19 protein-coding genes are annotated in these 18528 nt (G+C 36.2%); 17 read left to right on the plus strand and 2 right to left on the minus strand.

Features of this window, described 5'->3' with window-relative positions; translation table 11 throughout:
• Window positions 1-10: 10 nt before the first annotated feature.
• The 3 genes from DWW68_RS05210 (at window position 11) to DWW68_RS05220 (ending at window position 2538) form a co-directional block, all read left to right on the plus strand.
• Window positions 11-1300: a class D sortase gene (locus tag DWW68_RS05210; RefSeq protein ID WP_118589080.1), complete on the plus strand. Its 1290-nt coding sequence runs from the start codon at window positions 11-13 to the stop codon at window positions 1298-1300.
• A 13-nt stretch (window positions 1301-1313) separates the two neighbouring features.
• Complete coding sequence (locus DWW68_RS05215; RefSeq protein WP_147365647.1) at window positions 1314-2138, plus strand: hypothetical protein; 825 nt, start codon at window positions 1314-1316, stop codon at window positions 2136-2138.
• 109 nt (window positions 2139-2247) lie between these two features.
• Complete coding sequence (locus DWW68_RS05220) at window positions 2248-2538, plus strand: YerC/YecD family TrpR-related protein (protein ID WP_021952444.1); 291 nt, start codon at window positions 2248-2250, stop codon at window positions 2536-2538.
• A gap of 46 nt (window positions 2539-2584) precedes the next feature.
• Here DWW68_RS05220 and DWW68_RS05225 read toward each other — a convergent pair whose 3' ends face one another.
• Window positions 2585-3175 (minus strand): DUF1836 domain-containing protein, encoded by a 591-nt coding sequence (locus DWW68_RS05225; protein WP_021952443.1) that lies wholly within the window; start codon window positions 3173-3175, stop codon window positions 2585-2587.
• 109 nt (window positions 3176-3284) lie between these two features.
• Here DWW68_RS05225 and DWW68_RS05230 point away from each other — a divergent pair, with 109 nt between their 5' ends.
• The 6 genes from DWW68_RS05230 to DWW68_RS05255 all read left to right on the plus strand — a co-directional run bounded on the left by DWW68_RS05230 (window position 3285) and on the right by DWW68_RS05255 (window position 12354).
• Complete coding sequence (locus DWW68_RS05230) at window positions 3285-5612, plus strand: UvrD-helicase domain-containing protein (protein WP_118589190.1); 2328 nt, start codon at window positions 3285-3287, stop codon at window positions 5610-5612.
• 154 nt (window positions 5613-5766) lie between these two features.
• Window positions 5767-6003, plus strand: a complete 237-nt coding sequence (locus DWW68_RS05235; protein ID WP_021952441.1) for a hypothetical protein — start codon at window positions 5767-5769, stop codon at window positions 6001-6003.
• Window positions 6004-6100: 97 nt separating this feature from the next.
• Window positions 6101-7750, plus strand: a complete 1650-nt coding sequence (gene rlmD, locus DWW68_RS05240) for a 23S rRNA (uracil(1939)-C(5))-methyltransferase RlmD (RefSeq protein WP_118589079.1) — start codon at window positions 6101-6103, stop codon at window positions 7748-7750.
• A gap of 194 nt (window positions 7751-7944) precedes the next feature.
• Window positions 7945-8310 carry a type II toxin-antitoxin system RelE/ParE family toxin gene (locus DWW68_RS05245; protein ID WP_118589189.1) on the plus strand — a complete coding sequence of 122 codons (366 nt, stop codon included), beginning with the start codon at window positions 7945-7947 and terminating at the stop codon, window positions 8308-8310.
• Window positions 8297-8584, plus strand: a complete 288-nt coding sequence (locus DWW68_RS05250) for a helix-turn-helix transcriptional regulator (RefSeq protein WP_022263216.1) — start codon at window positions 8297-8299, stop codon at window positions 8582-8584. The genes DWW68_RS05245 and DWW68_RS05250 overlap by 14 nt, the downstream gene beginning before the upstream one ends.
• A 95-nt stretch (window positions 8585-8679) precedes the next feature.
• A complete protein-coding gene (locus DWW68_RS05255; RefSeq protein ID WP_118589078.1) occupies window positions 8680-12354 on the plus strand; it encodes a hypothetical protein in 3675 nt (1224 codons plus the stop codon).
• A gap of 521 nt (window positions 12355-12875) precedes the next feature.
• On the opposite strand, the gene DWW68_RS13690 is transcribed toward DWW68_RS05255, so the two are convergent.
• On the minus strand, window positions 12876-13529 hold the full coding sequence (locus tag DWW68_RS13690) for a transposase (RefSeq protein ID WP_243053046.1): 654 nt from the start codon (window positions 13527-13529) through the stop codon (window positions 12876-12878).
• A gap of 111 nt (window positions 13530-13640) precedes the next feature.
• Between DWW68_RS13690 and DWW68_RS13875 the strand changes: the two genes are divergently transcribed.
• From DWW68_RS13875 to DWW68_RS05300, 8 genes are all read left to right on the plus strand, one after another.
• On the plus strand, window positions 13641-13904 hold the full coding sequence (locus DWW68_RS13875; RefSeq protein WP_347497885.1) for a hypothetical protein: 264 nt from the start codon (window positions 13641-13643) through the stop codon (window positions 13902-13904).
• Between the two features lie 195 nt (window positions 13905-14099).
• On the plus strand, window positions 14100-14306 hold the full coding sequence (locus tag DWW68_RS05265; RefSeq protein ID WP_118589076.1) for a helix-turn-helix transcriptional regulator: 207 nt from the start codon (window positions 14100-14102) through the stop codon (window positions 14304-14306).
• Between the two features lie 36 nt (window positions 14307-14342).
• A complete protein-coding gene (locus DWW68_RS05270) occupies window positions 14343-15353 on the plus strand; it encodes a hypothetical protein (RefSeq protein ID WP_118589075.1) in 1011 nt (336 codons plus the stop codon).
• Window positions 15354-15379: 26 nt separating this feature from the next.
• Window positions 15380-15583 (plus strand): hypothetical protein, encoded by a 204-nt coding sequence (locus tag DWW68_RS05275; protein ID WP_118589074.1) that lies wholly within the window; start codon window positions 15380-15382, stop codon window positions 15581-15583.
• Window positions 15584-15601: 18 nt separating this feature from the next.
• A complete protein-coding gene (locus tag DWW68_RS05280; protein WP_118589073.1) occupies window positions 15602-16225 on the plus strand; it encodes a hypothetical protein in 624 nt (207 codons plus the stop codon).
• Complete coding sequence (locus DWW68_RS05285) at window positions 16222-16818, plus strand: hypothetical protein (protein ID WP_118589072.1); 597 nt, start codon at window positions 16222-16224, stop codon at window positions 16816-16818. The genes DWW68_RS05280 and DWW68_RS05285 overlap by 4 nt, the downstream gene beginning before the upstream one ends.
• A gap of 20 nt (window positions 16819-16838) precedes the next feature.
• Window positions 16839-17348, plus strand: coding sequence for a hypothetical protein (locus tag DWW68_RS05290; protein ID WP_118589071.1), 510 nt, complete (start codon window positions 16839-16841; stop codon window positions 17346-17348).
• A 657-nt stretch (window positions 17349-18005) separates the two neighbouring features.
• Entirely contained in the window at window positions 18006-18497 is a 492-nt protein-coding gene (locus tag DWW68_RS05300) for a ParB/RepB/Spo0J family partition protein (RefSeq protein ID WP_243053032.1), read from the plus strand.
• Window positions 18498-18528 lie beyond the last annotated feature (31 nt).

An 18528-nucleotide genomic window follows, 5' to 3' on the forward strand; every position in this document is an offset into this window, starting at 1 on the left:
AGGAAACAAGGTGAAAAAGATAGTAACTACTGTTATGATAATGATTTGCAGTTTATTCATGACAGGTTTGATGAACAACAGTGTAAATGCAGGACAATTAGACAAAAACGAAAGCTATGTCTTAGAGAAAATATCAGAAGATAAATTTCCTGCCAAAGTACAGCAAAGATATATAAATCAGCTGAAAAATTATTTTTGCCAGGATGATATTTCACTGGGAAAAGGAGAGGCAGAGGATTTTGTTAAGTATTTAGGTGAAGCTTTGTCCGGAAAAAATGGAGATACACCTAAAGAAATGGCGGATAGCTATATCCGTTTTGAAAAGGCTGGTTCAGCGATAGGTTTATTATTGTCCTATGACAGCAGGGAAAATGTATTTTATTTTACGGATTCATCAGGATATATTGTACTGGATTTTCAGGATGTTGTAAAAAATACAGGAAATGAAAAATCAGTGATGCCTACGGAATTAATATTTACAGCTATTATTGGTTTATGTATCATAGGTCTTTTATTAAACCTTGGAAGATGGGGAAGAAAAATAAGACGAAATAGCGATACATATGAAGATGATGAGGATGAAAGTGAATTGGAAGTGGCTAACAGACGTACAAGAAGAGCCAGAATGCAGACATTTTCATACAAGGCTGTAAAGCAGATTCTCCGTTACTGTTTTGTACCTATCATTATGGGATTAATTGTAATTGGAGCCGTAATGGTGGGAATGACATTTTTTGACGATATAGCATCAAGTGTTAAGAACAATTTTATTAATACTCAGCCTGTCTATGTTGAAAGTAACAGACAGTTTGTTAAAACTACAGTTAAGAAGGATAAGCAGAAAAAGACAATTAAACTTTCAGATATACCAACTCCAAAATACGGAGACCAGTATGGTGAAATAACCTGTGATAAGTTACAGTTAAAAGCTCCGGTTTATTTTGGTGACAGAGGAAATATTCTTAAAAAAGGTGCAGGTCAGTATAATGGAAGTTTTCTTCCGGGAGAAGGGGGAACAATATTAATTGGTGCCCATGATACTACATATTTTAAGAAACTTGAAAAGGTTAAGAAGGGGCAGACTTTTGAATTTACAACGGAATATGGAGTTTATGAATATAAAGTTAAGGATATTAAAATTGTAGAGGAAGATAAATATGATGAGGCATATGACCTTAGTGCAGATAAAGAAAGCCTTGTTTTATATACATGCTATCCATTTGGTAAGTTAAAGGGTACGAAGGAAAAGAGAATGTTTGTATATCTGGACAAGGTAACCGGTCCGGATATTCAATACTAGGAGGTGCATGGCAGTGAAAGGAAGAATAATACGAAGAAGAATCATAAGTTATATACTGACATTTATTCTCATGCTGTGCATAATGGGAATATCCTTAATAGGAATGGGAAAGTATAGTATGTTTAGTGAACGTGCCGTATTTCACGCATATGACAAGGTGGGCCTGTTTACTAAAATCTGTTCAGAATTAAAGGAAGAGGCTTATAACATAGGCATTCCTTATGGAATTGAAAGTAATGATTTAAATGGTGTGTTTATAAGAAAAAATGCCATGAGAGATTTAATGGCAACCTTATCCGCTGATATTAATGAGGAAAAAGCGGTTATAAATACTTCATATATAAAGACAAAAATAACCCGGAATATAAAGAAGCAATATAAAGGAAAATTAACGGATGAGCAGCAGAAATCTTTAGATGAATACATCAATAAGGTGGAAAAAATCTACCAAAAGAAAATGGTTATCCCATGTTCTGAATATATTGCAAAAATGATTAACATTTTTACAAAGCTGTTTTTAATAGGAATACCTGTTTGTGTTCTTATTGCAATATTGTGTATGTTCTATCTGGTGGCATCAAGGTCGAAAACATATCGCGGAATGCGGTATATTGCTTACGGAGTATTAGGAGCAGGGGTTACATTATTAACCCTGTTTGCAGCATTGATTTCTAACGGATTTATTTATAAATTTAATATATCTGATGCATATATGAGAAGATTTTTTACTTATTATGTAGGTCACGAATTTTTAATGCAGGTTATAATGGGAATTATATTAATGGTAATTGGTGTGATTTTGGTATTTATAATATCAAGAAAGAAGTTTAGAAATTAAGAAATATTAAAAATAGTTATAAATTACTGGACTTTCAAACTTTAGAGTGTTAAAATGTAAAAATAGAATAGATTTACAGGGTTATTATTAATAGCCGGAGGTTTGAATTATGAGTAAAAAAATAAGAACAACAGAAGTTGATCATTTGTTTGATGCTATTTTATGTTTAAAGGACAAGGAAGAATGTTATACATTTTTTGAGGATGTGTGTACGGTAAACGAACTGTTATCCATTTCCCAGCGCTATGAGGTGGCAAAGATGCTAAGAGAGGGAAAGACCTATCTGGAAATTTCCCATTCCACAGGAGCTTCAACGGCTACCATTAGCAGAGTAAACCGTTCATTAAATTATGGAAATGATGGATATGATATGGTTTTAGAACGTGTAAAAGATAAATAAAGTAACAAAAAAAATCCGGAATGCGGCATATGCCGCTTCCGGTGATTTATTTCTTGTCTTCGGTATTGTTGTCAGGGAGAGAATCAATAAGTTTCTCAATCATTATTTTTCTGATAAACATATCATAACTTAATGACGTTATAATACTTAAAGTATGAAGATATTCCTCATTATCATCATTGGAATCAATGCCATCAAAAATGTTTTCTGAGCAACCGGATTCAATAGATGCCGGATTGGCAAGATTTTGATTGTTTATATAATCAAGAAAATTATTAATTATATTTTCCATAGGCGTATCTTCGTTATGAAAGTATTTCTCAATTAGCGGTGACAAAATTTTGGTAACATCATTAATTGATATAACATTTTTAAAAAAGTAAATCATAGTAAGGATAATAATATGATCCTTGGAATATTTTTTCTTTTCAGGTGATGGCAGAAGGCGGCTTTTGGCATAGTTATTTATCATGGTTTTAGTAAGCAGCTTATCGTTTTCGTGTCTTTTAGTTGCAATAAATTTATTATTTAAATAAGTGGTAACCTGATCCATATAAAGGTCAATGTTAGGCAGGTCATCTATATTAAAATTACGCACTTCATCTAAAACCTGCTTAATGATTTCATCTGAGTTCATATTATTCCTCCTAAATTTAAATAGAATATAATTTGTATAGACTTTATTATAATATGTAGTATTAAAAACTACAAGATAAAATTATTTGAAAGGTAAAACGGTATTAAAGATGAGCAGTATTTATGAAACACTTAATGATATGCAGCAGTTAGCATGTTATCATACGGAAGGACCGTTGCTTATATTAGCGGGGGCAGGAAGCGGCAAGACAAGAGTTCTTACCCATAGAATAGCGTATCTTATTGAAGAGAAACATGTTAATCCATACAATATTATGGCAATTACATTTACCAATAAAGCAGCTGCTGAAATGAGAACCCGTGTAAATAAGATAGTTGGCTTTGGTGCGGAGCAGGTGTGGGTAAGCACATTTCATTCAGCATGTGTAAGAATCCTTAGAAGATATATAGATAGAATAGGCTTTAAAAATGATTTCTCAATTTATGACACAGACGACAGTAAAAAAGTTATCAGGGAAATTATTAAGGGATTAAATCTGGATTCCAAAATGTATAGAGAATCCTCTGTTTTAGGAAAAATATCTGATTTTAAAAATAAGCTTATGACTACAGGCGATGTGGCTTCCATGGCACAAAAGGATTTTAAACTCCTTAATATTTCCAGAATATATAATGAGTATCAGGATACCTTATATAAAAACAATGCTTTGGATTTTGATGATTTAATAATGATGACAGTGAAGTTATTCAGACAGCTTCCGGAAGTTCTGGAAAACTATCAGGAAAGGCTTCAGTATATTATGGTAGATGAGTATCAGGATACCAATGCGGCACAGTTTGCCTTTGTGAAGCTGTTAGCGGAAAAAAACAAAAATCTTTGTGTTGTAGGTGATGATGACCAGTCAATTTATAAATTCAGAGGAGCGGATATATCCAACATTCTTCAGTTTGAGAAGTATTTTCCTAATGCAAGGGTAGTAAAATTAGAGCAGAATTACCGTTCCACGAAAAATATATTAGAGGCTGCCAATTCAGTTATACAGCATAATACAAACAGAAAAGATAAGGTATTGTGGAGTGATAATGAAGAGGGAGCAAAGATAGATATATATAAGGCAGAGGATGGATATGATGAGGCAAAAATGGTGGCGAATACCATTAAGGAAGAGGTTTTAAATAATAATGCCTCATATAATGATTTTGCTATTTTGTACAGAACCAATGCCCAGTCCCGTGCCTTAGAGGAAAAGCTTCTTATGAAGAGTATACCTTATAAAATCATAGGTGGTCAGAATTTCTATCAGAGAAAAGAAATAAAGGACATGCTGGCGTATTTGAAAATAATAAACAATACAACAGATGATTTGGCAGTGGAGCGTATTGTAAATGTTCCAAAACGTGGAATAGGCGAGACCACCATAGGATATGCCAAGGAATATGCTCAGGAAAAGGGAATGGATTTGTACGATGCATTGGTAAATGTAGAGGATATTCCTAAGTTATCAAGAGCCGTTAATAAGGTTAAATATTTCCTGTATCATATGGAAATCTTTCAGGAGGCGTATGAAACAGGTTCCCTTAAGGATTTAGCTGAAACTATTTTTGTTAAAAGCGGATATCAGAATGAACTGTTGAATGATGGAAGCGACGAGGCAAAGGGAAGAATCGAAAATATCGAGGAACTTATAAGTAAAATAGCTGAATATGAGGCAACGGAAGAGAATCCTACCTTGGACAGGTTTTTAGAAGAGGTTGCTTTGGTTTCGGATTTGGATACTTTTGATGAAGACAGCGACTACGTTGTTTTAATGACTGTACACAGTGCAAAGGGATTGGAATTCCCAAATGTATTTTTGTGTGGAATGGAAGATGGTCTGTTCCCGGGATATATGAGCATAATGTCTGATGACAATGAGGAATTAGAAGAGGAGCGTCGTCTTTGCTATGTGGCTATAACAAGGGCAATGAAAAAGCTTACCATCAGTTATGCAAAAAAACGTATGGTAAGAGGTGAAACCCAGTACAATGTGGTATCAAGATTTGTTAAGGAAATTCCACCACTTATTGTTAGCAGTAAAAATGTGGAAGACAGATTAGCGGAAAAAAGCTCTTCATTTTCACAGTTTGGCGGAGGAAGTGCCGGGGTAATAAGACGTGGAAGAAGTGAAGAAGTTAATTTCGGAGGAGTTGGGGGCTCAAGAAGCTATGCAGCAAGTGCAAGAAAAAATGCATATAAGGCAATGGCCACGAAGCCTGCGTATGGTTCAGGAACAAGACCTTCTTTCGGAAAAGAATTTAAGGTAACAAAAGCTGATATAGATTATGTTGTGGGGGACAGAGTAAAACATATTAAGTTTGGCGAGGGAACGGTTTTGGGAATTGAAGACGGAAGCCGTGATTATCAGGTAACTGTTAATTTTGATACTGTAGGTCAGAAAGTTATGATGGCATCTTTTGCCAAATTGAAAAAAATCTGATGTTTTTTACATAAAAGGACACACGTACAAATTTAAAATTTTTGTAGTAAATCCTAAGCATAAATGATATACTAATGTAAAAGACATAACATAGCAGATATGTAATGAATTGTGAAACATTCATTGTTTAAAATTTGATTAAAGAGGTGACAATATGGACGAAATCATGAAGGGCGTAAAGATTGGCAAGCTTTTAGGCAAAGATGAAAAAAAAGAAACCTGCAAGGTTATCGCCATTGTAGTTGGCGTTATTGCAACAATTGCAGCCATAGCAGGAGCAGCATATGCTATTTACAGATTTGTAAACAGAGATGATTATGATGATTTCGAAGACGATTTTGATGATCTTTTCGATGAAGATGATGAAGACGAAGATGACTTTGAAGACTAGTGTGTGATGCAGAAAAAAGACAGCTATAGAGGGTCAGAAGCTCTTTATAGCTGTTTTTTTGCTAATAATGAAAATAATACATTGGATTGGAGATAAAATGAAAAAAGGTGTTGAATATACAGGTGTTGTAACAAAATTAGGATTTCCTAACAAAGGTGAAGTGGATTGCAGGGAAGATGGAGTGGCAACAGTTAAAGGAACCATACCGGGACAGACAGTGCGGTTTGTGGTTTCAAAAAAAAGAGCAGGAAAATCCGTTGGAAGGCTAAAGGAAGTGGTGGAAAAATCCCACCTTGAAGATGTCACACCAAAATGCCCGCATTTTGAATTTTGCGGAGGTTGTTCATATCAGACTTTAAGCTATAAAAATCAATTATCATTAAAGAAAAATATGGTGAAGGATATTCTTGATAATGCCATAAAGAGTGAATATGACTTTGAGGGCATAATTGAAAGCCCGGTTCAGTGGGAATACAGAAATAAAATGGAATTTTCTTTTGGGGACAAATACAAGGACGGTCCTCTGGCTCTTGGGATGCATAAAAGAAACAGTTTTCACGATATTGTCACAGTTAATAAATGCCGGATTGTAGATGAGGATTACAGAAAGGTAATGGATTGTGTTCTCAAACATTGCAGTGAAAGAGAGCTGCCTTTTTATAAAAAGTTAAAGCATGAAGGCTATTTGCGCCACCTTCTTGTAAGAAGAACCACCAAAACTAAACAGATGATAGTGGCAATTGTTACCACGTCGGATGAACAGTGGGAAAAACAGGCACAGCTTGATGTAATGGTGGAAAAACTCAGGGCTCTTAATTTAGAGGCAGAGTTATGTGGCGTTCTTCACATAATTAATGATGGTTTGGCAGATATAGTGCAAAGTGACGAAACAAGAATTTTGTACGGACAGGAATATATTTATGAGGAGTTGCTGGGACTTAAATTCAAAATATCAGTTTTCTCATTTTTTCAGACAAATTCATTAGGTGCTGAGGTTTTGTATTCTAAGGCAAGGGATTATATTGGTGACACAAAGGATATGACGGTGTTTGACCTATATAGCGGAACGGGAACCATTGCCCAGATAATAGCACCGGTGGCAAAGAAAGTGGTAGGTGTGGAAATCGTGGAAGAGGCTGTTCATGCAGCTAAAGAGAATGCCGAACTTAACGGTCTTGATAACTGCGAATTTATAGCAGGGGATGTGCTTAAGGTAATTGACGATATTAAGGACAAGCCAGACATGATTATTTTAGACCCACCAAGAGACGGAATTAATCCTAAGGCATTGCAGAAGATTATTGATTTTGGCGTGGACAAAATGGTGTATATAAGCTGTAAGCCAACAAGTCTGGCAAGGGATTTGGAAGTGTTGCAGCAGCAGGGATACAAGGTGGAAAAGGCAAGTGCCGTGGATATGTTTCCGGGGACGGTGCATGTGGAGACGGTTGTCAAATTATCCCTAAAAAAAGATACACCTAAGATTGAGGTTACAATGGAGCCTGATGAAGAGAGCAACTACACACCAGAAGAAAAGGCTACTTATCAGAAGATTAAGGATTATGTGAAGAACAAGTATGGTGTGAATGTGTATACTTCTTATATTGCACAGGTGAAGCGGATGTGTGGTCTGGACATGGGTGAGAATTATAATAAGTCCAAGAAAAAGAATCCAGAAGTGAAGCAGTGTCCACAGGAGAAGGTGGAGTATATTAAGGATGCGTTGAGGTATTTTAAATTGATTTAGTAAAATTGATGGTGTGTCACGGCAATATCACTAGATACTCCTACAAAGCCTATAAATAAGCCATTTCTCGGCTGGAAAAGTGCTCTACTACACACTTACTACACGTTTTTAGAGAAATAGCTCGGTATGATTATAATAAATGGATAATTGACATTATGGTATATATGCCATATAATATTTACAAAGGTGATTACATGACAGAATTTAAACTGATAGCATATGAAAAAGAAAATGGCGAGGTTCCAGTGGAAGAATTTCTGGATTCTGTTAATCCTAAGATGCGAGCTAAAATATTTGGATTGCTTGGTATATTACAAGAAAAGGGAAATATGCTTAGAGAACCTTACAGTAAACATCTGGATGATGGAATATTTGAATTGCGTTGTAAATTCGGAAGTGATATTACCAGAGTTTTATATTTTTTCTATTATGAGGGAAAAATAATACTGACGAACGGATTTGTTAAAAAGACACAGAAAACTCCTAAAGAGGAGATTAAGATTGCAAAGGATAGAAGAAAAGATTTCATAGAAAGGGTGATGAAGGATGAGAACATTTGATGATATGCTTTCTAAGCAGCTAAAAGATGATGAGTTCAGAAAAGAATATGAAGCTATTCAGCCAGAGATGGATGTCATAAGAGCTATCGTGGATGCTCGTACTTCTCAGAATATGACGCAGAAGGAGCTTGCAGAACGTACTGGTATTAACCAGGCAGACATCAGCAAGCTTGAGAATGGAACACGAAACCCTTCTGTTAATTTGCTTAAAAGATTAGCGGATGGTATGGGAATGGCTCTTAAGATTGAGTTTGTACCTAAACAGAAAGCGTGATTATATGACCTCACTGGATTGGTGTCTGGTGAGGTTATTTTTATAGGTTTTGAGTTATTTGAATAAAGTGATTATATATACAGAAAGGGGAAAATATGGATTTTTTTAATGAAATCATGAAGTTTGGTGATATATTTGAAAGTCAAGAAACGATAGATGAATTGAAGGACATATCTGACGAGATAAAAAAGTATGATGTTTATGATGTCTTAGCAAGAATATCAGGCTTAAATTTAATGCCTCATAACCAAAATAAATCTGTTTTATTAGATTCCTTGATAGCAGGTATTATTTGTGAAGAGGAAAATACATACAATTCCACATATAAGATGAGTGCTGGAAAGTTTAAGAAATTAATAGGAAAAATAAATGAAACTAATTTAGCATTGTCTATTGACCCGAATGAAAATGCTTTCTACCAGAATGTAATGTTGATGGATAATTATACGGTTTTTAATGGAATTGATAATACACCCGCTTATAATCTTCAAATGCTTATAGATATATTGTTCAATTATGAAAATGACTTTCCTAAAGAATACAACCAGAAAATAGGAAGATTGATGATGCTTATATTGGGATTATCAGAGGAAATAGCTAGAAAAATAAGCATAAAGGAATGTGAAATAGCATCTGATGAAGGAAAGTATGTGGTGATACCAGATAGTGAAAAGGTCAAAGAATATGCGGAATGCGTTGTGTTTGATGAACAGAGAATACAGTTGTTTCTGAAAGATTATTCTGATTTACTAGAAGAAATAATTATGCCTTTCGGAAGTGGTAATGTGGGTTCAATGAATAATAGACCATTTTACAGTAAACCATTTGTGAGAAATTGCAGAGACAATACAATTATATTACTTAATGTTTCTCTATTACCAAATTTTCTTTTCTTTCAGGCATTAAAAATAGCTTCAGAGTTTGGAATAAAGGATAAGGTGATAAATAGATATAACAATTATGTATGGCGAGATTGCCGTAAGTCACTAGAAGCATTGGAACATCACAAAATAAAGGAGAGCATGCTTGGAATTGAGTTAATAAATAATGCATATTATAAAGAATGTATCGTAAATGTGTATAATAATCAGTTAATGTTGACTGTTTTTGTATGTGATGATGCTTGTGACTATTCAGAAAGAACAATGCACTCAGAATATCCTGATGAAAAGCATACTTTGTTATTTGAGAAGAGAATGAAATATTTTTTTGAAAAAATGCAAGAAAATGCTATCGAAAGGAATGATATCTATTGTCTGTTGATAATTAGTGGATTTGGAAGAGGAATGGGACTAAGAGTAGCTAAAAATCCATCTAAATATAAGTCATTACAATTGAATCCATTTGAATTGCATTGTATAAGTGTCAATGAACGAAAAAAAGAGAATTTTGTACCAAGATATATACGTGCAAAAGAGAAAGTAAGCACACAAATACCAAATTTATTTAGTGAGCTAAATGCTATCAGCATATATACAAGTAATCAGTATTCATTTTATTTGAATGATGATTTTAATCCGTATAATACTACACTTTTGATTGCTCCAGGAGATTCCATTGATTATATTAATCAGTCAATAAGGAATGAGGGGGCTGTATTGATTGATTCTTATGAAGATGGTTGGAAAACGAGAGTGGTCTTGTGTGATGAAATGAGAAATATGTACACCGAAGAATGCATGATGGAGACAAAAAGGAGTACATTATGTATTCGTTATAATAACTGTATTATTTGGATTACATCTGGAGAAATAAAGGAAAAGGCAGATGTTAATTTGAATTTTTCAATTATGGACACTATATCTTATTGGCTGGCAGAATGCAAAGATATTATTGAAGATATGGAACTATTGAATACATTATATCATTTTTCAATAATATTGGAGGGTGATAAGAAAGCCTATTATTATGCTCCAACTGAGGATATTACTGTATCAGATTTAATTCGTGTTGAAAAAAGAGGCAGACATTATAATTTGGTATGGACACCTAAGGCATATAGTCAAATGAGTTGTAAGACGAATGCAAAGGAAAAAGAATTGTGCCAGATGCTTTTGGATATTTTAAATAATAATGCATATGAGCCAGTTGCTTATGAGGATAGGTTAGATAAATTGTTTGATAATCCGATGAGGAGAAAAATATTTTCTTTGGATTTTCAGGATAAACCATATTATAAACCAATATTGTTTACTGCGGATAGGATTGTTCGAGAAGAAGACGAGGATTATTTGCTTGATATAATAGGGAAATCTATATTACAAAGTAGTAAATGGACATATGGAGTTATTCCAGATGAGAAAAGAACAATGATTGCCAATGAAGTTGTAGGAATGTTATATAAAATGTTACAAGAAGAGATTGAGGTATTAAGTTCACATCATTTGGTAGAAGCGATTTATTCCGATTTGGAAGAAGTTTTATACAAGCTAATGCTTGCAGAAAAGACTTATGCTTATGAGTTGTCATGTTATCCTGAAAAAGAGGAACAATATATAACAGAATACAATAATTTGAATCGAGTATCATTAGCATTAAAATTCATGATGGAATACGTTGCTGCTAAACCGCCTAAAGGTGAGGTGACACTTGGTATAGGAAAATATGAATATATATTGGCAATATGCTCACTTATTATAGAGTGGGCATATAAGAATGACTTGTTTCACTATAACATTTTTAATACGCCAGTTGAAATATTGAAATCGGACCGAATAGGAATGAAGCAGGATGAATTTTATACAATATATCAATATGGCGATAAATATAGAAGAGAACAGTTATATTATAAATCTTCTAGTGATTTTCATAAAAAATATATCATCAATCATGAAGATTATTCAGATTCTTTAGATATTGCTTTTCAGGCTGAGTATGGGTATTCTTTTACTCAATTTTGTAGGTTAATAATGGGGATGATAGAATATGGTAAGGAGAGAGAAGAGCAGGAAGTTTATATAGCACCTAAGGAAAAACTTATAGAATATATTGTTCAAATTGATGAGAAGCTATCTAATGAAATAGCAATAGCCATAATTAAGGATATTTCTTTGACTGAAAGAGATGATTTTTTGAAAGTGCCATCTGGGTTTAGGAAAGAAGATGTATATCCATGGCGATTTAATCGTGCATATTCTTTTAATAGGCGGCCAGTAATAATCAGAAACGATATGATAATATGGGGTAATAGACAATTATATCATATGCTTATGTATGTGACAGACTTGATTTATGAGGGCAAAATATCAACAAAAAATGATAAGATGTGCACTTTGATAGGACGAATTAGTGATGATAGGGGAAGAAAATTTAATAAATTAATTTCAGATATCTTGTCAGATATGGAAGTGTTTGTTATTGATTCGAATGTTGATAGGATTAATAAAAAGCCTGTGGCTGACAAGAATGGAAATACATTAGGAGACATTGATGTGCTAATAATAGATAATGAGATGCATCATATATATGTAGCAGAGGTAAAGGATTTTAATTTTTCTAGAAATCCTTATGAAATTCAGCTGGAGTATCAGAAAATGTTTGTTGATGGTAAAAAGAAATGCTATGCAACAAAGCATGCTAGAAGAGTAGACTGGGTTAAGGAACACCTGGAAGATTTAAAAATATACTATCAACTATCTGATGTTATATGGAATGTTTACGGATTATTCATTGTAAGTGAGCCATTAATCAGTACGCAAGTATATCATCAAAAACTCGAAGTTGTATCTAGAGCAGAGTTAAGTGTGGAACGCATTAGAAGTATTAAATAATCCATCAAATTGCTAAATGTAAGAAGGTTGAAATACACCTTCTTTTTTAGTTTGCGCGCCATGGGCGCGCTCTAACGGGTGAAAGTCTCGAACACGCCCAGATAGTGGGAAGTGTATAGCTGAACAGCAAGGGTGTCCATCGTGAGATGGAATCTGAAGGAAGCTGTAAGCAAATCTCTGGTCCGACGGACAGAAATCACATATAAGGCTAGGCTATGAGAGATAAGTTGGCTAAAAGCAACGAAGTCTAATAACTATCACTTTTGTAGTAGCAGAGTAAATGTGGCGGATATATGGAGAGAAAGAGCGTGCACCTTAAGCGTGGAGGTCTCACAGAGGTTCCATTAGCCTAGTAACAACGAACTGTGAGAAGTCAGCCGAGCCCATAGTAGTGAAGAAGTTTCTGTAATGGAAATGGAGCGAAGGGGGCTTCGCCATGACGTTGTTTATGAAGTTTTTTGTTTTGGTTTAGGTTAGCTGCACTATCTGACTATGGAGAAAGAATTATTATGAACATGGATTTATTCATATTTCATAACCTTTCGATATCGTTCAAATAGTGCAGTTTTTTTGTGGTAAACTTCTAAAACCAACATAGAAGTGCCACACTCGGAACAACAGAGAGGGTCGTATCCAAAAGAGAGCAGAATGGATTGTCGCCAGTCCTGAATAGAATGTAGGAAACATTGTTTTTCGGGGATGTGGACAATGAGTTTTTGAATGAAGTTCAAAGCAGGAATGGTTTCAGTAACAGTTTTATTGTCTTCGTGTCTGGTGTAATGAAAGGTTACATTTTTGCCGTCATAAGTATCAATACGCGATGTGGCAATAACAGGTCTGCCGAGGTATCGGCTGATGTATTTAATGGTGATATCAGGAGTGCAAAGATTTGGCTTTGCACGGACATAAAAGCCGTCAGCGTGTTTCGTGTACATTTCATTTTTGACTTTGCGAAAAGTCGGACCAATGCGGGAGGTAAGTCGTTCAAGCAGGACTTTGCGGAAAGCATTACGAGGGAAACTGTAATCAAAGTGTTTGACAGGACGCCAAGGAGTGATGTTACCAGCCCCACCCTCGGAGATGAGAGCGTGGATATGAGGATTCCATTTTAAATCACGCCCAAAAGTGTGAAGAATACAGATAAGCCCAGGAGTAAAGTTTTCGGTTTTATTCATTTTGGAAAACATGCGTAAGACAACATCACGAACAGAATGAAATAAACAATCTAAGAGAGTCCTGTCTTCGAGAAAATAAACGCGAAGTTCCGCTGGGATAGTGAAAACACAATGGCGATGAGCGCAAGAAACAAGCTTACAGGACATATGAAAAGAACGAAGCTGGTTGTATTTGTTTCCACAGGAAGGGCAAAAACGGCTTTTACAGCGAAAGGGAACAAATTTAAGATTTCCACAGTGAGGACAGCCATACATGGCACCACCGTAAGAAGGGTCACCACAATGAATCATCTTGTTGACATTTTCAATGACAGCAGGACGAGGATGGAGTTCATAAATGATGTGTTCATAATAATCGGTAAAGATGGATTGTAATATATTCATAATAGAATTTTACAATAAAGAAGGAGATAAGAAAACCCCTTCCCCTCATGAATGAGGGGTTAGGGGAGTTGAGAGTGTCGCAGACACTTTTTTATTGTACCATGATGAAATGTTCACATTCGTGTGGTATAATAAATTGAACTGATAGTGAAATCTAGTTGTACAGAAAGTGCTACGGTGAGTTAGATGCTTAGAAATAATATTGAGATAGATGTAAAAGTTAAGTGCGTAGAAGAACAGACCACTCAGGCAGAACTCGCTGAGAAGGTTGGCACATCTCCGTCATACGTGAATCGTCTTATCAAGAGTCCCGAAAAGATCGTAAATAAGACGTTTGTCCAGATGATGGAACAGCTCGGCTATGATATCGAGATTTCTTACATAAAGAGGTAAATTCGCAAGAATTACATTCTCCATAATAGAAATATCGTGAAAGGATTATTTGACATGGATGAAGATACAATTGTTATTCCACCTGAAGACGTGGAAGTAATTGATGCCTCTGAATATAAAGAGGAATTAAGTGAACATTTTGAACAGGTGCCCGAAGTAGCAAAAACGCTGCTTAAGGAAGCGAAGACTGCCTTCTCAAAAATTGAAAAGGCTCTTTATATTGCACCGACATTCATTAACGCAGTTAAGGCCGCGATACCGGATGTTACGTTACAAGCTGTACTGACGGATGAGCAGAAGCAGCAGATTGCCAAAGGTGCACTGAAACTGATGACCAAGAAAGACGGATCCCTTATGGCGAATCTGATCAATCCTGAGACTAAAAAGATTGTGACGACTATTCCATTGAAATCAGTACAGATGGCTCCGGAAATGACTCAGGCAATGACAAGTTTTTCTGCTCAAATGCAAATGGCACAGATTGCTGAGCAGATACAGGCGGTTCAGCTAGCGGTTGAAGAAGTAAGAATGGGTCAGGAGTATGATCGCTTGGCAACGGCTTATAGTTGTCAGCAGAAGCTACTTCAGGCAATGGAAATAAAGAATCCGGAACTAAAGGCAATGGCACTTATGCAACTTGCGTCCTCAGCAGAAGATAGCAGAAGTCTTCTCATGCTGAGCCAGAAGACAAATGTTGAGTTCATCACGAGTCAGCCAGAAAACTTCTTCCAGAAGATCTTATCAGGAGCTTCTACCGATAAGATTAATGGCAGAATGAGTGAGATCCGTGAAAGTTTGTGTGCGGTCAATATGGTGTCTTTTGCGGAAGCGATGGCATACCAGGAGCTTGGTGAGCATGAGGCAGCAAGAAAGAGCCTGACATATTATTCAAGCTTTATCGAAGATACCTATGTATCTGTTCCGGCATTGGTAGAGCGTCTTGATCTGATTGATCCAGCACCTGAAAATTATTGGTCAAAGACATTACCGGATATTAGTAAGAAGGTTCAGGCACTTCCGTATGTACCAGAACCAAAGCAGATTTAAAATAAAACTGGTCGGAGGAAAAGAAAATGAGTAAGGAAGCAGAAATTCGAGTTTGCAAAAACAAGGAGTGCCAGAAGGTACTGCCGGCTGGTTACAAGCATAAGTATTGTGAGGCATGTAGAAATAAGCATGCTGAAACGGCAAAGAATGTCCTGAAGGGACTAGGAGCTGGAGCTGCGACTGTTGCTGTTGTAGTAGTTACAGGTGGAAAGATTAACCCAAAGAAATAGTGAAGGAGGAATAGAGAGATGCGGTCTGTAAAAATAAACGTGCCGAATCCGTCCTCTGAACAGATAGAGTTTTATCTGCGGGCCTGGGATGAACTTGAAAACTATCATCTGCAGGAAGATGCACTGGATAAACTCTTTTTCCAGCTTTGCCCTGAGAATGTAGAGATGTCCGATATTCTATTAAAGGTTGCGGCACTTAATGATTTCTACAGCACGAATATCTTCTCTGTTTATCCTGTTGCAAAGCATATCTTGTCATTGGACATAGATGCTCGTCTGGAGTCAGGAGATGTGACCCTTGTTTCAGATTTGCAGAAAGTAACAATCAACGGAGTGGAGAAGAAATTCTATTCATTCTCTACAAAGTATTGCAGTCACCATAAACCTCTTGAGTATCCTATTTATGATAGCTACGTAGAAAAGGTTTTGTGTTACTTCAGGGATAGAGATGGCTTCGCAAAGTTTAAAACTCCAGAGCTTAAAGATTATGAAAAATTCAAGGGCACGCTAATTGACTTCAGGTCATTTTATGGTTTAGATCAGTATAACTTGAAAGAAATAGATAAATATATGTGGCAACTTGGAAAGGCGTATTTTCCTAAAAACTATGGAAAGAAAAAAATGCAGGAGGAGCAGAAATGAGCTGGGAAGAAATGAGTACATCTCAAACGGTCTGTCCTTGTGGTAAGGGATATATCACACAGAAGCATTATGGTGATGACTGGAACAGATTTAAAGATGGCCCGGTTGTTATTGAGTGTGAAGACTGTAAGAAAAAGTATAAAGTTGAAGAAGTGAACCATTACAGAATGCTGACTTCTGATGGATGTTGGAGCGAATATTTTCTGCTTCCTAAAGACTATCCAGAGTATGATGGTCCAAGTGAAACTGCTACATACGGATCTTCAGCAAATCCTAATTGGGACTTTACTGGTTGGTTGATCCAGCATTTCACAGAAGCTGAATTAGAAGAAACGGAAGAGCAACTGCATGTTGTAAAGGCCAGTTCTAAGTTAACTGGAAATGCAGCGTATATTTGCAAGGAACACAAAAGCGCACTTAAGACTGTAAGAGTTAGTGCTATTCTTGCTTCAGTTGAAAGAGCGCTGTCTGCATATCCAGAATATGTTGGTAATAAGCAGCAGCGTGAAGAAATAAGGAAACAAGAGGAAATAGCACATGCAGATTATCATGAAGAAAAAGTAAAGCATCGAATTGCGATAAGACTAGATTGATGATAAGTTAGGAGAATAAAATGATAGATAGTATTCAGGAAATACGAAAAGCCTTAGATAAGGATTGTTATCTTGCAGCACTGGCATTATCTTTAACATTGCCGGATATCTGTTCGCAGGTAGAGAATGCTGTAATGGATGGAAATAGAACTCTCTATATTAATTGGTTCAACTCACATGCTGAATATGATGACTTCCATTTTCCGATGGCAGGATTTGAGACTCAGACTTTTGATGGCGAGATGTGCTACTCACTAAGATGTAAGGTTTTGCATAATGGTAATACAGAAGTTACTAATCCGAAGTTAAAAGTACTTGTGGATAGTTTTGAATTACTAAAACCTGACGATCAGGATTATAAACCTGGATACACATATATTAAAAAAACACAGCCGGATGGAACAGAAAAGGTGATTACCTGTATCGCAATTGATTATTTATGCGAACGTCTCTGCAATATGGCAGAGCAGTTCTACAACGGCTGGTCTAATAAGCAGGATTTTGATGCCCACAAGATTTGGAGTAAATGAGATGTTTCTATTAACGTCAAAAATGAATGACAAGTTCCCATTAACGCAGGACATCAATAGTGGTGTCTCGGGGCATGTGGAGACAATAGTTGCACTACATCGGACCGATATGTAAAAATCCTTGATTTGCGCGAAGGCAACGAGGAGAGTTCCGAAGAAACAACTGGCTGTAAAGCCAGTGTTTATGCGGAATTTGACGACTGCCCGCGAGTCGGGAAGTTTGTAAAAGTTTTCGACTTCCGGCACTTTGAGAGGTTTTTCAGGTTTGACCAGAGTGATCGAAAAACATACAAAAAGGCAATTTCAGACGGTGTGAATGTCTCAGTCGTATTGGACTGCGGCTTCGGAAACACATCTAGGTAGGAACAAATCGTTCAGAGCAACCTCGAAAACACGATGTGTTTCCTCGGTGAGGCGTATCCGCCAAATAGATTTCCAGACAAAAGTGTTTGTTCATGCAAGCTTGACTCGCACTTTTGCAGGAAATTTGCTTGGCTCTGAACAATATCATATCATTCAACTAAATAACAGAAGCGTGAAAGACCGTTCATTTTCAAGAAAAATTGAAAGTGAGCGGTCTTTCTTTATATCTGAAGTTCATTATATCAGATGGACTTCAGGGAAGATGAATTCGATGTATTCGAGAAAGGCGATTTTATGGAGACGATACGGAATGTGGAGATAAATCAGTTGCATGATTTTAAGAATCATCCGTTTAAGGTAGAGGTAAATACGGAATTATGCGAGCTGATGAAAAGTATTGAGAAAGAAGGAGTGATTGTGCCACTTCTGGTAAGGACAAATCCCTATGGAGATGGGTATGAGGTGATATCCGGTCACAGGCGAAAGAAAGCTGCTATATGGGCAGGAGAGATTAAGGTTCCGGTTGTGATAAGAGAATTGGATGATGATCAGGCAATTGTGGCAATGGTTGATTCTAACCTGCATAGAGAAAATCTTAAACCAAGCGAGAAAGCATTTGCATATAAGATGAAGCTTGATGCCATGAAGCACCAGGGAAAGCGGTTACCGGAGGTTTCATCATTATATGATGGTGCAGAAGTGCTGGCGGATAATGAAGCAAATCATGCAACTTCGGCTCAAGTTGGACCGAAGTGTGACACAGATGGAAATGGCAGAGCGCATTGAATTGGATGGAAAAAGATTGACGGCAGCAGTT

It is taken from the genome of Eubacterium sp. AF16-48 (assembly GCF_003479405.1).
GTDB classification, from domain to species: Bacteria; Bacillota; Clostridia; order Lachnospirales; family Lachnospiraceae; genus Eubacterium_G; species Eubacterium_G segne.